This window comes from Streptomyces spororaveus (assembly GCF_016755875.1).
Classification (GTDB): domain Bacteria; phylum Actinomycetota; class Actinomycetes; order Streptomycetales; family Streptomycetaceae; genus Streptomyces; species Streptomyces spororaveus.
This window is the reverse complement of sequence record NZ_BNED01000005.1, coordinates 5970250-5984038: the sequence shown is the minus strand read 5'-3', so window position 1 is coordinate 5984038 and position 13789 is coordinate 5970250. Positions and strand designations below refer to the sequence as shown.

Annotated in this window: 11 protein-coding genes; 4 read left to right on the top strand and 7 right to left on the bottom strand. The window is 73.0% G+C overall.

All coding sequences use genetic code 11. The features are described from left to right. Positions 1 to 7: 7 nt before the first annotated feature. Together Sspor_RS29500 and Sspor_RS29495 are read right to left on the bottom strand one after the other, a co-directional pair. On the bottom strand, positions 8 to 439 hold the full coding sequence (locus Sspor_RS29500) for a GNAT family N-acetyltransferase (protein WP_202201817.1): 432 nt from the start codon (positions 437 to 439) through the stop codon (positions 8 to 10). 49 nt (positions 440 to 488) lie between these two features. Beyond that, complete coding sequence (locus Sspor_RS29495) at positions 489 to 986, bottom strand: GNAT family N-acetyltransferase (protein WP_202201816.1); 498 nt, start codon at positions 984 to 986, stop codon at positions 489 to 491. 281 nt (positions 987 to 1267) lie between these two features. Here Sspor_RS29495 and Sspor_RS29490 point away from each other — a divergent pair, with 281 nt between their 5' ends. Beyond that, entirely contained in the window at positions 1268 to 1543 is a 276-nt protein-coding gene (locus tag Sspor_RS29490) for a hypothetical protein (protein ID WP_202201815.1), read from the top strand. Between the two features lie 431 nt (positions 1544 to 1974). Next, positions 1975 to 2751: a CAP domain-containing protein gene (locus Sspor_RS29485; protein WP_202201814.1), complete on the top strand. Its 777-nt coding sequence runs from the start codon at positions 1975 to 1977 to the stop codon at positions 2749 to 2751. Between the two features lie 62 nt (positions 2752 to 2813). Here Sspor_RS29485 and Sspor_RS29480 read toward each other — a convergent pair whose 3' ends face one another. The 5 genes from Sspor_RS29480 to Sspor_RS29460 form a co-directional block, all read right to left on the bottom strand. After that, the gene (locus Sspor_RS29480; protein WP_202201813.1) at positions 2814 to 3278 is read right to left on the bottom strand and encodes a hypothetical protein; all 465 of its coding nucleotides are present in this window, start codon (positions 3276 to 3278) and stop codon (positions 2814 to 2816) included. A 2-nt stretch (positions 3279 to 3280) separates the two neighbouring features. Continuing rightward, positions 3281 to 3775 (bottom strand): hypothetical protein, encoded by a 495-nt coding sequence (locus tag Sspor_RS29475; RefSeq protein WP_202201812.1) that lies wholly within the window; start codon positions 3773 to 3775, stop codon positions 3281 to 3283. A 29-nt stretch (positions 3776 to 3804) separates the two neighbouring features. After that, the gene (locus Sspor_RS29470) at positions 3805 to 5112 is read right to left on the bottom strand and encodes a hypothetical protein (RefSeq protein ID WP_237404082.1); all 1308 of its coding nucleotides are present in this window, start codon (positions 5110 to 5112) and stop codon (positions 3805 to 3807) included. A 30-nt stretch (positions 5113 to 5142) separates the two neighbouring features. Beyond that, positions 5143 to 5688, bottom strand: coding sequence for a hypothetical protein (locus tag Sspor_RS29465; RefSeq protein WP_202201810.1), 546 nt, complete (start codon positions 5686 to 5688; stop codon positions 5143 to 5145). A 106-nt stretch (positions 5689 to 5794) separates the two neighbouring features. Continuing rightward, positions 5795 to 8782, bottom strand: coding sequence for a bifunctional [glutamine synthetase] adenylyltransferase/[glutamine synthetase]-adenylyl-L-tyrosine phosphorylase (locus tag Sspor_RS29460; protein WP_202201809.1), 2988 nt, complete (start codon positions 8780 to 8782; stop codon positions 5795 to 5797). Positions 8783 to 9025: 243 nt separating this feature from the next. On the opposite strand from Sspor_RS29460, the gene Sspor_RS29455 reads away from it, so the two are divergent. Then, positions 9026 to 11530: a PIG-L family deacetylase gene (locus Sspor_RS29455; RefSeq protein WP_237404081.1), complete on the top strand. Its 2505-nt coding sequence runs from the start codon at positions 9026 to 9028 to the stop codon at positions 11528 to 11530. 143 nt (positions 11531 to 11673) lie between these two features. Then, positions 11674 to 13740, top strand: coding sequence for a PIG-L family deacetylase (locus Sspor_RS29450; RefSeq protein WP_202201808.1), 2067 nt, complete (start codon positions 11674 to 11676; stop codon positions 13738 to 13740). Positions 13741 to 13789 lie beyond the last annotated feature (49 nt).

Sequence of the window (13789 nt, the reverse complement as noted above, 5' to 3'; positions counted from 1 at the left end):
CGCCGCGCTACTGCTCCCCGAGGGCCATCCACTTCCCGGGCGTGGCGAGGGGCGCGAAGCCGGCCCGGGCGTAGACGTCGTGCGCGTCGGCGGTGGCCAGCAGGACCCGGCGCAGCCCGTACGGCTCCAGGTGCGCGCACACCGCGTCGACGAGGGCCCCGCCGAGCCCCTTTCCGCGGACGCCCCGATCGACGTAGACGTCGCACAGCCAGGCGAAGGTGGCCCGGTCGGTGACGACGCGGGCGTAGGCGAGCTGGGCCCCGGAGGCCCGGTCGTAGAGGCCGAAGTTCAAGGAGCCCGCGATGGCGTCCTCCTGCTTCCGCAGGCTGCGCCCGAGCGCCCAGTACGCGTCTTCGGACAGCCACCTGTGGACGAGCCCTACGTCCAGTCGGGCGGCGTCGGTGGAGATCTCGTATCCGTCGGGAAGGTCGTCGCTCATCCCGGCATCCAACCAGCGGCGGCGCGCTCCGTGCCAGCGCATATCCGCGTCAGCACGCGCGCTCGTACTCGACCTGGGCGAGGGGCTTCCCGTCGCCGAAGTCGAAGGGGCGTACGGTGCCGCTCTCGGTGAAGCCGCACTTGGTGTAGAAGCGGCGGGAGCGCGGGGTGTCGCGCAGGGTCCACAGGTGGGTCCGTGCGAACCCGTCCGCGCGCAGGTGCTCCAGGGTCCCGGTCATCAGCGCGGCCGCGATGCCGGTGCCCCAGCCGTCGGGGTGGGCGTAGAAGGAGAGGATCTCGGCCAGGCCCGGCCGGGTCGCGGATGCGCGGAAGGCGGTCATCGCCAGCGGGCGGCCGTCGTGTTCGGCGAGCAGGATCGGGGTGTCCGCCTGCCCGACCCTCGCGTGCCACCGCGTTCGTCTGCTCCGGACTCCGTCGGCGGCGAACCCGGGCTCGAAGAAGGGGGCGTACGCCGCCTCCCAGGCCGTGGCGTGGATCTCGCCGAGGACGTCTGCGTCGTTCCGGCCTGCACGTCGGACTGTGAACATCCCACCACCGTATCCCCGCCGCGTTCCCGGGCACGGGGCTCCGGGCTTCTCCCGGTCGTGGGGAGGGGGCCGCGGTCGTACGGTGGAAGAAGGCGCGTGCGCCACTCGCCCGCGGGCCGGGACGCGATGGTGAACCGCGCGTTCGAGCAGACCGGGATCGGCACGAACGGTCTGTACGCCGTCGGACACTTCGCCGGCCGGTCGAGACGGCCGCACACCGATGACCACCGGCCGCCGCTGACCGCCGATCCAGCAGGCATTCGGAGAGCAGGTACGTCCCCATGCACAAGTCGCCCCGTATCGCCGGTGTCCTCGCCGGCCTGTTCCTCTCCCTCGCCGGCGCGGCCGTCGCCGCGCCCGCCGCCCACGCGGACATCCCCGCCTGTACGAACATGGCCGCGCAGTCGGGTGCCGAGGTCACCGACGCCGTCGCGGCGTCCTGCCGACGCGGCGTGGTCGGTGATCTGCAGGGCTGCGTGAGCGGCCTGACCGAGGCAGGAGTGCCGGGTGGCGCCGCGAACGGCGCCTGCCGGACCGCGGCCCTGGAACCGCGGTAGACCGATCGTAGCGCCCGTTTCCCTCCGTGGGGAAACGGGCGCACTCGTGCGCGAAACAGTGACATGCGTCACGGTGGCCATACCTGCGGGGAGCTTTCTTGACGGAGCGTTAACCCGTCGACATTTCGATATTTGTCCCTTTTGGAATTGACATTCCCCTCTCCGCCGGAAACGGAATCCCTCATACCGGCGAACCCGTCCCCGACCGGCCAGGTCACAGCCGTTTCTGATCACCCATCAGACGGTTGCGGGAGTGACCAAATCGTGATGATGCACGATCACCGTCCCGTTTCAAGCCGTGTGCCGACCGCCCCAGGCTTGTGATCAGCGGAAACTTGCCAGGCCATTCAGAGCCTTTTAAGAATGGCGGCCTCTTCGGCGCCCCGCGCTTCCGGCGCCGGAAGCTTCGCGATCACTGAATGAGGTCAGGCATGCAGAAGCATCGGAAGAAGACGTCCTACAAGAAAATAGCCATCGGTGTCGGCGCGCTCGCCATCGTGGGTGTCCCCACCGCCGCCATGGCCTGCTTCGACGGTCAGGACGAGGGCAACAGCCGTACGCGGACCGTGAGCCACCAGCAGCAGCGCCCGTGGCAGTGGGCGCCCTCGGCCACCCCCGGCACCCTGGCGCCCGTGGACGCCCCGCTCCCGGCCACGTCGCCGAGCGGCAGCCCCGCCGAGGCCTCCCCCAGCAGCCCTGCGCCCGAGACCGCACCGCCCGTCGTGGAGACCACGCCTCCCGCGCAGCCCAAGCCGGCGAAGCCGCCGGTCGCCACGAAGAAGCCGACGACGACGGCGCCCCAGCCGTCCAAGCCCGCCGCCCCGCCGGCCTCGGGCGACGTCGCCGCGGTCCTCGCGCTCGTCAACCAGGAGCGCGCCTCCGCCGGGTGCCCGGCCGTCTCCCTCAACGCGAAGCTCACGAAGGCCGCGCAGGACCACAGCGCCGACATGGCCTCCCACAGCAACATGTCCCACACCGGTTCCGACGGCTCGGACCCGGGTACGCGGATCACCCGCGCCGGGTACACGTGGAGCACGTACGGCGAGAACGTCGCCTACGGCTACAGCACTCCCGAGAAGGTCATGGAGGGCTGGATGAACAGCCAGGGCCACCGGGAGAACATCCTGAACTGCTCCTTCAAGGAGATCGGCATCGGCCTGGCGCAGCCCGGCTCCTACTGGACGCAGGACTTCGGCGCGGCGCGCTGACCCGCCCCGCCCCTGCCCGGCCCGGCCGCGCCGCCGTCACGGCGGCGCGGCGGCGCGGCCGGTCACAGCCTGAACAGCACTCCGCGCCAGGTCCAGCCCGCCCGGAGGACCGTGTTCTGCAGGGGGTTCTTCACCAGCCCCGTGTCGAAGCGGAACGTCTCCACCTTGTGGCGGCGGCCGTCAGCGCCCTTGCGGAACTCCCACTGCTTGTAGACCGCCTTCGCCGGACCCCGGCCGTACTGCTCACCGGAGTGTTCGAGCGAGGGCTCCCACCGCTCTTCGAGTACGCGCACCTCGTGCTTCCCGGGGACCAGTCGCATGCTGGTCCTGAGGGTCAGGCGCGCCTCGCTGACGCGGCACTCCACCACCAGGTCGGCGCGCTCCCGCGCGGTTCCCTCGCGTACGGCGAACAGCTCGTCCGGACCGCCCAGCGCGAGCAGCGCCTCCCGGAGCTCCCCGGCGCCCCGCCGCGGCACACTGCCGGCCGGATGCCGTGTGCCCGTGCGCCTGTCCCAGAAGCCACCCACCGTCAGCTCCCCGCCCCGTCGTCCGGGCGCACGGTGCGTACGAAGTCCTGGAAGTCGCCCAGGAGGCTGTCGTGCTGGGCCGCGGTGGCGGTCAGGGCCAGGCGGATCATCGCCCGCTTGTGCGGGTCCCCGGTGTCCACGAGGAACAGGTACACCTGGGTCTGGACGAGCTCGTGGCGGGCGCCGTCGGTGTCGAACGAGAAGCCCAGCCGCTGGGTCAGGGCGGGCGCGTCCTCGGAACCGGCCTCGCGGCGGTGGACCACCTCCACCGACTCGGCGAACTCGCGCAGCCGCTCCACCGACGCGTCGGCGATCTCGGCCAGGGCCACCCCGTCCTTCGGGAACCCGCCGTCGATGGTGATGTTGGCGGTGAACCCGGCGTCCGGCTGCGGATGCACCGCGGCGAAGGCCACTCCCGGGTCGAAACCCTCCGGACGGGCCGGGAGCCAGCCTTCCGGCAGCCGGAACTCGATCGGCACCGGCAGTGTCGTGGGCATCCTGGGCCCTCCTTCCATGGAAACGGACATCAGTCGAGCAACCAGTCCTTGAAGTCGCCCGCGGCGTCGCCGACCGCGTGCGCCGTGTCGCCCACCGCGTCGGCCACGTCGCCCGCGGTCTTGGCCACCTTCTCAGGATCGACGGTGATCTCCAGGCCCAGGGAGCCACCGACGAAGGGTGAGGCCCCGGCCTTGCCGCCGATCTTGTATACGCCGGTCTCCTCGTCCTTCTTGTAGCCCCACCAGGCCTCGGCACCGGGGCCGGCCCATCCTTCGGCCGTCAGGCCGACGCCTATGCCGCCGGACTCCGCTCCTCCGGCGAGAGTGCCCTTCGCCCCGGCGAACGCCTTCCCGCCGATGGTCACTTCTTCCTTGGTCGCCTTGAGGCTGCCCGACAGCTCGCCGCCGGCGAAGCCCTCGGCCCGCCCGTAGACGCTCTGGTACTCGCCCCCGGCCCGGCCCTCCGCCAGTGCCCGGATTCCCGCGGACGCCTCGGCCTTGGCGACCATGCCCTTGTCGGTGAAGCCGAAGTTCGCGCTGGCCCGGGCTCCGTCGTAGATGTCGGCGACCCCGGCCAGCTTCAGCGACCCGATGCTCCCCTCCCCCTTCGCTGTCTCGTGGAAGAGGTCGACGTAGACCTTGCCCGAGGCCTCCTTGCCGTACTGGCCCGGGCCGGTGCTGCTCGCGCCGGCTTCCCAGCCGTCGGTCCTCGTCCGGATCTTGACCTCTTCGAGCTTCTTGGCCTTCGCCAGGTCGCCCTCGGCGTAGTTGTTGAAGCCGGTGAGGGTCTCGTCGGCGCCGGTGCCCTGGCCCAGGGCGTCCCTGTTGCTGTCGTTCACGGCCGCCAGGAGGGCGTCCTTGACGTGCTGGTCGGCCTCGGAGGCGGCCTTGACCCGGTCGTCGATGTGCTTCTGCCACTTGCCGACCGCGGTGCGGACGGCCTCCTGGCCGTCGGGGTCGTGGTGGTAGGCGCTGCGCTCGGAGGGCGTCAGCTTGGAGTAGTCGAAGGCGACGTGCCCCTGCTCCGAGACGGTCATGCCGGCGGCGATCGCGTCGTCGCGGGCGCTCTCCAGCTTCTTCTTGAGGTCGGTGAGCTGTTCGTGGGCACCCCGCAGCAGGCTCGCGACGGCCTTGGCCTGGTTCTGCGCGGCGGAGTACTCGTAGCGGGTCGCCGTGAACTTCACCCGCGCCGTCGCGGCGCTGACACCGACCCAGTTGTCTCCCATGGTGATCTTCTGGACGGTGTCCCCGTAGCGGGTCTCGACCTTCTTCAGCTCGCCCGCCATCGAGTCCCACTTGGCGGCGGCGGCCGTCAGCAGGCCCAGGTCCGTGGTCATGACTTCGTAGTAGGTCAGCACCGCAGGCCCCTATATCCCGTTCAGTTGCGAGTGCGACGCGAACCGGTTGCCCAGGTTGATGTCGTTCCCGGCGATGGATCCGGCGGCGCCCCGCAGCGCGGTCTCCTCCCCGGCGAGGCGGCCCATGAGGGTCTTCACCTGCTGGTCCCACGTGTCCGCCACCTTCTGCAGGCCGGCGGCCGTCTCCCAGCCCTCGAAGCCCTTCCGGGCGGTGCTGGTGGCGTCGTCCGCGTGTTCCGCGGCGGTCTTGGTGGCGTGCTTCAGCTCGTTCTGGATCGTGTCCGCCGCCGCCTTCTTCTGGGCGGGCGTCGAGACGAAGTCCGGGGAGCCGCCCGGGGTGAACAGGTTCGACGACGGCGGGGTGACCCCCGGCGCGTACGGGACCACCGACGGCGCGGTGACGCCCGGCGCGTATGGTCCGGGCGTCGGGGTCACCCCCGGCGCGTACGGTCCGGGCGTCGGGGTCACCCCCGGCGCGTACGGCCCCAGCGGTGGCCCGCTGTTCAGCCTCATCTCCACCTGCTGGTCCGATGCCTGACCCGGCTCGTCGATCATCCTCGCGCCTCCCCGTAAGCGAAGTCTGATCATATGCAAAGCGTGAAGGCAACAGCCAGCCCCGCCACGGCAGTTGGGCGCCCCGCGGCCGCACGGCCCGCAGCGGCTACGCCCCGTAGAACAGTTCGTCCACGACCGCGCGGGCACGGCGGGTGATGCGGCGGTAGTCGTCCAGCAACTCCCCGACCGTGCCCTCGGCGTAGCCGAGGTAGCGGCCGACGGCCGCGAGTTCCCGGGCCTCGGTCGGGAAGGTGTCCCCGGCGCGGCCGCGCACCAGCATCACGGCGTTGCGGACCCGGGTCGCCAGGACCCAGGCCTCGTCGAGGATCTGCGCCTCCTCGGTCGGGATCAGCCCGGCCGCGTGGGCGGCCGCGAGGGCCTCGCGGGTACGGGTGGTCCGCAGACCCGGTTCGGCCCAGGCGTGCCGCATCTGGATCAGCTGGACGGTCCACTCGACGTCGCTGAGGCCGCCGCGGCCGAGCTTGGTGTGCAGGGTCGGGTCGGCCCCGCGGGGCAGCCGCTCCGACTCCATGCGGGCCTTGAGGCGGCGGATCTCGCGTACGGCGTCCTCGCCGAGCCCCTCCATCGGGTAGCGCAGCGGGTCGATCAGCTCGATGAAGCGGGCGCCGATGTCGGCGTCGCCCGCCACCGGTTCGGCGCGCAGCAGGGCCTGGCTCTCCCAGGTCAGGGACCAGCGCCGGTAGTAGGCGGCGTAGGAGGCCAGCGTGCGCACCAGCGGGCCGGAGCGGCCTTCGGGGCGCAGGTCGGCGTCGATGAGCAGCGGCGGGTCGGTGGTGGGCAGCTGGAGCAGCCTGCGCATCTCGGCGACGACGGTCTGGGCCGCCTTGGCCGCCTCCTGCTCGTCGACGCCCTCGCGGGGTTCATGGACGAACAGGACGTCGGCGTCGGAGCCGTAGCCGAGTTCGTGGCCGCCGAAGCGGCCGACGCCGATGACGGCGAAACGGGTGGGCAGCGTGTCGCCGTAGTGGCTGTGGACGGCTGCGCGCAGAGCCCCGGCGACGGTGGCGGCGGTGAGGTCCGAGACGGCCCCGCCGACCCGGTCGACGAGGGCGCCGTGGTCCTCCTCGGCCGGGTTGTCCTCCGTACCGTACGAGCCGATGATGTCGGCCGCGGTGGTGCGGAACAGCTCGCGGCGGCGCACGCCGCGGGCGACGGCGACGGCGGCCTCGGGGTTCTCGGCGCGGCCGACGGCGGCGAGGACCTCCTGCTCCAGCGCCTCGTGCGTACGGGGCTGCAGGCCTTCGGGGTCGCCGAGCAGGGCCACGGCCTCGGGGGCGCGCATCAGCAGGTCGGGGGCGAGGCGCCCGGCGGACAGGACGCGGGCGAGGTTCTCCGCGGCGGCGCCCTCGTCGCGCAGCAGGCGCAGGTACCAGGGGGTCTTGCCGAGGGCGTCGGAGACCTTGCGGAAGTTCAGCAGGCCGGCGTCCGGGTCGGCGGAGTCGGCGAACCAGCCGAGCATCACCGGCAGCAGGGTGCGCTGGATGGCGGCCTTGCGGGTGACGCCGGAGGCGAGGGCTTCGAGGTGGCGCAGGGCCGAGGCCGGGTCGGCGTAGCCGAGGGCTTCGAGGCGCTGGCCGGCGGCGCGCGGGGAGAGCCGGGTCTCGCCCGGGGCGAGCTGGGCGACGGCGTCGAGCAGCGGCCGGTAGAAGAGCTTCTCGTGCAGGCGCCGGACCACGGAGGCGTGCCGGCGCCAGGCCTTGTTGAGCTCGGCGACGGGTTCGGTGCGCAGGCCCATGGAGCGGCCGAGGCGCCGCAGGTCGTTCTCGTCCTCGGGGACGAGGTGGGTGCGGCGCAGCCGGTAGAGCTGGATCCGGTGCTCCATGGCGCGCAGGAAGCGGTACGCGTCGTGCAGTTGGGCGGCGTCGGCGCGGCCGACGTAGCCGCCGGCGGCGAGGGCGTGCAGGGCGTCGAGGGTGCTGCCGGAGTGCAGGGTGGCGTCGCTGCGGCCGTGCACGAGCTGGAGCAGCTGGACGGCGAACTCGACGTCGCGCAGGCCGCCGGGGCCGAGTTTGAGCTCGCGGTCGACCTGGGCGGCGGGGATGTTGTCGACGACGCGGCGGCGCATCTTCTGGACGTCGGCGACGAAGTTCTCGCGCTCGGCGGCCTGCCAGACCAGCGGGCTTATGGCGGAGACGTACTCGGCGCCCAGGGCCTCGTCGCCGGCCACGGCGCGGGCCTTGAGGAGGGCCTGGAACTCCCAGGTCTTGGCCCAGCGTTGGTAGTAGGCCAGGTGGGAGGCGAGGGTGCGGACGAGGGGGCCGTTGCGGCCCTCGGGGCGGAGGTTGGCGTCCACGGGCCAGATGGTGCCCTCGACGGTGGTCTCCGAGCAGATCCGCATGAGGTGGGAGGCGAGGCGCGTGGCGGCCTGGAGGGCCTTGGCCTCGTCGGCGCCGGGCGCCGCGTCGCCGACGAAGATGACGTCGACGTCGGAGACGTAGTTCAGCTCGTTGCCGCCGCACTTGCCCATCGCGATGACGGCCAGGCGGCACAGGGCCGCGTCCTCGGGGGCGGCGGCGGAGGCGATCCGCAGGGCCGCGCGGAGGGTGGCGGTGGCGAGGTCGGCGAGCTCGGCGGCGGTCTGGGAGACGTCGATGGTGCCGCAGACGTCGCGGGCGGCGATGGAGAGCAGGCAGCGGCGGTAGGCGACGCGCAGGCCGACGGGGTCGTGCGCGTCCGCGAGGCCGAGCTCGAACTCGGCGAGCCCGGGGTGCAGGTCGGCGGCCTCATACGTGACGAGGCTGAGCCAGTCGCGGGGGTGGCGGGCCAGGTGGTCGCCGAGGGCCTCGGAGGCGCCCAGGACGCCGAGCAGCCGGTCGCGCAGCGGCTTGGCGCTCACCAGGGTGTCGAGGAGCCCGGGCAGCTCGCCGTCCGGCTGGGCCTCGGCGAGCCGGACCAGCCCGAGGAGGGCGAGGTCGGGGTCGGCGGTCGCGCCGAGGGCGTCGAGCAGCACGGGATCGGTGCGTACGGCCGCGAGCGCGTCGGTGTCCAGCAGCCGGGCGGCGGCGGAGGGGTCGGTGAACCCGCTGCGGAGCAGCCGGATGAAGGTGCTGCTCCTGCGTCCCGGGACCGTCATCCCGCCGCCTCCCGCGGTTGTCGCTGCCACTGCGTGCCACTGCTCGCCGGTGCGGCGGGCTCTGCTCCTGAGCCTAGGCCCTGGTGCCTGTGAGCGGAGTCCCGCCCGGGCCGCGGTGGAGATTTAGGCGTGTCCGGATCAAATGTTCGACTCTCGACGCATACGATGCCAAGGTTCATCTGATCATCGGATTACTTATCGCGTCATGGGGGTATACCCCGCCGTCCGGCCAGGAGGAGCCACGTGTCCGACTCCTGGCAGGGCCCCGAGGACCGGGACCGCCCCTCCGAGCAGGCGCACCGGGGATACCAGGGCTACCGGCAGCAACCGCAGTATTCGACGCAACCGGCGCACCAGGGCCACCCGCAGCCGTACGCGCACCCGCCCGAGCAGGCCCGCCGGCTCCACCAGGTCCACCAGGCCACGACGCAGGCCGACTTGGCCGAGCCGATCGAACCGGCCGACTCGACCGAACCGGCCGGACCGGCAGGACCGGCAGGACCGGCAGGACCGGCAGGACCGCTTCCGGTGGCCGACCCCGTCGCCCCGCCCGAGCGCCCCGAAACCCCCGACGCGCCCGATGCCCCCGATGCCCCCGATGCCCAAGCCCCCGGTCGCCGCCGCCGGGCCCGCGGCAAGGGCCGGGCGCGCCGTCGCCGGGCCGGCCTCGTCAAGGTCGTCGCCTTCTGCGTGGTCACCGCCGCCGGCAGCATGCTCCTGCTCCGCGGCAACGAGATCCTCGACCGCCTGGGCTCCCCCGCGACCCCCGACAAGGCGGCCGGCACGCCCACCCCCGCCCCCGAGCCGCCCGACCCCGGCCGGGTGCTCCAGGTCGTCGCGCACCCCGACGACGACCTGTACTTCATGAACCCGGACCTGCGGTACTCCATAGCCACCGGCCACCCCGTCACCTCGGTCTACCTGACCTCCGGCGAGGCCGACGGCATCAACGCCGGCTCCGCCAAGGCGGCCACCACCAAGCCCGACAAGCCCGCCTACGCCGAGGCCCGCCAGAACGGCATCCGCGCCGCCTACGCCAAGATGGCCACCGGCGACCGGGGCAGCCCCTGGACGCGCACCGTCGTACCGACCAAGGGCGGCGGTTTCGCCGAGGTCGACGTCCTCGTCGCCAAACCCCACGTCAACCTCGTCTGGCTGCAGCTCCGCGAGGCCGGCACCGTCTACGACAGCGTCCCGGAGAGCCTGCACGGCCTGTGGGACGGCAAGGTCGCCCGCCTGGACTCCATGCTCGCGTCCGGCACCCCGGTCACGCAGAAGTTCGCGTACTCCAAGGACCAGGTCGTCCAGACCCTCGTCGGCATCCTGGAGCAGTACCGGCCGACCACCGTCCGCTCGCAGGACCCGACCCCCGGCCGGTATGCCGACACCAAGCGGTACACCGACCACCAGGACCACTTCTACGGTGCCCGGTTCGTCCAGCTGGCCACCGCCGCCTACGCCAAGGACGTCACGGACCGCCCGCACTTCGCGGTGCAGAACTACGCCGGCTACATCAACGGCTCGCTGCCCAGCGCCCTGGACCCGGACGAGGCCAGGGAGAAGCTGGACATCCTGGGCACCTACGCCTGGCTCGACCAGCAGAACCACTGCAACAGCCCGGCCGGCTGCGGCGACCTCAAGGTCTCCGACCAGCCCGGCGGCAACCGGTGGTCGGACTCCATCAACTACGCCCGCGGTACCAGCACCAGCTGGCTGACCTCCGACGCGGAGCTCGGGCTGTGGGCCTTCAAGGTGCTCGACGGCCAGGTGGCCGTCTGGCACCGGGCCGGTCCCGTCGGCCGCTGGAAGGGCCCGGACCTGCTTCCCGGCACCGGCATGGACCCGGGCGTCAGCACCGTGACCCTGCCGGACGGCCGGATAGCCGCCTTCGGCACCCGCACTTCCTTCGGCGCGAAGCCCGCCGACTACCGGCGCGAGGTCGTCCACGCCGTCCAGAAGCAGCCGGGGTCCGGGGAGTTCACGGAGTGGCAGTCGCTCGGCACCCCCGAGAGCGCCGACGAGACCTGGACTTCCGACATCAGCGCCCCGGCCGTATCGGTCGACGGCAGCGGCCAGTTGGCGGCGTACGTCCGCGACGGCGCGAACAGCCTGCGCGGCCGGGTGCAGCGCGCGGACGGCGGTTGGGGTCCCTGGGAGAAGTACGGCGGCACCGACCTGCACGGCTCCCCGGCCACCGCGACCGACGGCGCCGGGCGGCGCATGGTGTTCTGCGCCACCTCCAAGTCGGTGGTGGGCTGGGTGCAGCCCAAGCCGGGCGCCCCGCTGGGCCAGGTCACGGCCACCGGGCTGCCGGACACCACGCTCCCGCTGACCGCGGACGGGCGCGAGGGCGGCGTACGGCTGTGGTTCCGCAAGCCCGGCTCCGGCAATGTCCGCACCGCCCTCGTCACGGGTGAGGGCGGGCTGAAGGTGAGCCAGATGACCGACCTCGGCGGCCTCCAGGGCTTCGGCTCGGTGACGGCGAGCGGGCACGTGCTGGCGGGCCGCACCGCGGGCGGGCAACTGGGCTCGGAGGCCGGGCCGGGCGGGCCGTGGGAACGGTCCCCGCTGATGTTCGTCGGCGCGCCCTCCTCCACGATGACCGGCAGGAACCTGGTCAGCCTGGCGGTGGTGGGGCTCGACGCGCGGCTGTACGTGACCTCCTCGGCGGACACGCCGAACGCGCACCTGGCGCCGTGGCAGCCGGTGGGCCCGCGCAACGCGCCTCCGTACCCCTCCGCACCGTAGGCGGACGGACAACGTCCGTATTTTGTTGGAGAAATGCGGCGGACATCCGCGCGTTCGGTGAACCAAGTCCGCCGGTTCGCCCTCTCTCTGACTGTTCAAGGCTTTCTTCCGTCAGAGCGAGACCGAACCCGAGGCGTGACCCGATGCCCGTGACCCGTCGCCGCTTCGCGGCCCTGCTCACCGTGCTGACAGCCGGCGCCACCGGCGTGCTCTCCGTGGCCACCGGCCAGCAGACCACCGCCGAAGCCACCCAGGACAAGAACCCGGCTGCGGCCCAGCCCGCGAGCGTCACCGCCGGATCGGTCGTCCAGGTCGTCGCCCATCCCGACGACGACCTGTTCTTCATGAACCCGGACCTCAGCCGGTCCCTGCTGTCCGGCACCCAGGTCACCACCGCCTACCTCACCTCCGGCGAGTCCGACGGCCGCAACCAGGCCCGCGGCGGCGCCGCCACGGACCCCGAACAGCCCGCCGACCGCGCCCACTACGCGGAGGCCCGGCAGAACGGCATCCGCTCCGCGTACGCGCAGATGGCCACCGGGGACCGCACCAGCGCGTGGAAGCGCACGGTCTTCCCCACCGCCGGGGGCGGCCGGGCCGAAATCGACGTCCTCATAGCGAAACCGCAGGTCAACCTGGTGTGGTTGATGCTGCGCGAGGCCCGCACCACCGGCGAGGACACCCCCGAGAGCCTGCGCGGCCTGTGGAACGGGCGGATACCCGCGCTGGACTCCCAGCTCACCTCCGGCACCCCGGTCAAGCAGCCGTTCACGTACACGAAGGACCAGCTCGTCGAGACGATAGCCGGGGTCCTGGAGCAGTACCGGCCGACGACGATACGCATGCAGGACCCGACGCCGAACCGGTACGGCGAGAACGGGACCGGCCGGTACACCGATCACCAGGACCACATGTACGGCGCCCGCTTCGTGCAGGCCGCCACCGCCGCCTACGCCGACCGGGTCAGCAGGCGCCCGCACTTCACGGTCCAGAACTACCTCGGCTACCACAACAGCACCCTCCCGCACGCGCTGGACCCGCAGACCGCCGAGGCCAAGACCGGCTTCCTGAAGACCTACGCCTGGCAGGACCGCCAGGACTACTGCGGCAGCCCGTCGGGCTGCGGCGACCGCAAGGTCGCGGGCAACCCGACCGGGCGCAACTGGGCCCAGTCGCTGCGCTACACCCGCGCCGACCACACCTCCTGGCTGACGGAGGGAAGCCCCGGCCGGCTGTGGGCCTTCGCCACGCTGGACGGCCGGACCGCGTACTGGACGCGCACCCCCGGCGGTGACTGGGCGGGCCCGATGTTCCTCCCGGGGACGGGCATCGACCCGGGCGCCACCGCCGCCCGCCTGCCCGGCGGCCGCATCGCCGTCCTCGCCACCCGCACCACCCTCGGCCCCGCGCCCGCGGAGTACCGGCGCGAGGTCGTGTACGCCGTCCAGTCCGTGCCCGACGGCCCCTTCGGCCCGTGGCAGTCGCTCGGTACCCCGGAGCGCACCGACGACGAGGGCACCTCGGCGATCAGCGCCCCCGCGGTGGCCGTGGACGCGCGGGGCCTCCTCACGGTCTACCTCCGCGACTCGCGCCGCACCCTGCGCGCGAGCACCCAGGAGCCCGGCGGCGGCTTCTCGCCGTGGGAGCGGCTCGGCGGCGAGGACCTGCAGGGCGATCCGGTGACGGCGACCGACGCGGCGGGGCGGCGCCACGTGTACGCGACCACCACCACGTCCGTCCTGGCCTGGACCCAGCGCACCCCGGACACCCCGCTGCTCGGCCCGGCACCGACGGGCCTGCCGGCCACCACGGTCCCCCTCTCGGCCTCCCCGGAGGGCGCGGGCATCCGCCTCTTCTTCCGCCGCCCGGACTCGGGGGTCGTGCGCACCGCCCTGGTCACGGCGGGCCCCTCGGTCCGGCCCCACGTCTCCAGCGTCACCGAGGCGGGCGGCCGCGCCGGCTACGGCGCGGTCGGCACCGCGGGCCGCCTCATCGTGGGCCGCGCGGACAGCGGCACGGTCGGCACCACGGGCCTCGGCGGCCCCCCGGCGTGGACCGAGTCCCGCATGCTCTTCGCGGGCGCCCCGTCCGCCGTCCTCGAACCCTCGGGCACCACCACGACGGCGGTCCTGGGCCTGGACGCCGAACTCCACACGACGACGACCCCCGGCACCCCCAACCACCCCACCTGGCACCGCGCGGTCCACTGACACCCGCCGCCCGGGCCCGGTAGGCCCCCTATGGCGGGACGGGTCCGGG

What these genes read in the sequence shown, in the direction of transcription:
- Sspor_RS29495 (WP_202201816.1), bottom strand. Translation starts at nt 986, where the DNA reads ATGTTCACAGTCCGACGTGCAGGCCGGAACGACGCAGACGTCCTCGGC.
- Sspor_RS29500 (WP_202201817.1), bottom strand. Translation starts at nt 439, where the DNA reads ATGAGCGACGACCTTCCCGACGGATACGAGATCTCCACCGACGCCGCC.
- Sspor_RS29460 (WP_202201809.1), bottom strand. Translation starts at nt 8,782, where the DNA reads ATGACGGTCCCGGGACGCAGGAGCAGCACCTTCATCCGGCTGCTCCGC.
- Sspor_RS29465 (WP_202201810.1), bottom strand. Translation starts at nt 5,688, where the DNA reads ATGATCGACGAGCCGGGTCAGGCATCGGACCAGCAGGTGGAGATGAGG.
- Sspor_RS29490 (WP_202201815.1), top strand. Translation starts at nt 1,268, where the DNA reads ATGCACAAGTCGCCCCGTATCGCCGGTGTCCTCGCCGGCCTGTTCCTC.
- Sspor_RS29475 (WP_202201812.1), bottom strand. Translation starts at nt 3,775, where the DNA reads ATGCCCACGACACTGCCGGTGCCGATCGAGTTCCGGCTGCCGGAAGGC.
- Sspor_RS29470 (WP_237404082.1), bottom strand. Translation starts at nt 5,112, where the DNA reads ATGACCACGGACCTGGGCCTGCTGACGGCCGCCGCCGCCAAGTGGGAC.
- Sspor_RS29485 (WP_202201814.1), top strand. Translation starts at nt 1,975, where the DNA reads ATGCAGAAGCATCGGAAGAAGACGTCCTACAAGAAAATAGCCATCGGT.
- Sspor_RS29450 (WP_202201808.1), top strand. Translation starts at nt 11,674, where the DNA reads ATGCCCGTGACCCGTCGCCGCTTCGCGGCCCTGCTCACCGTGCTGACA.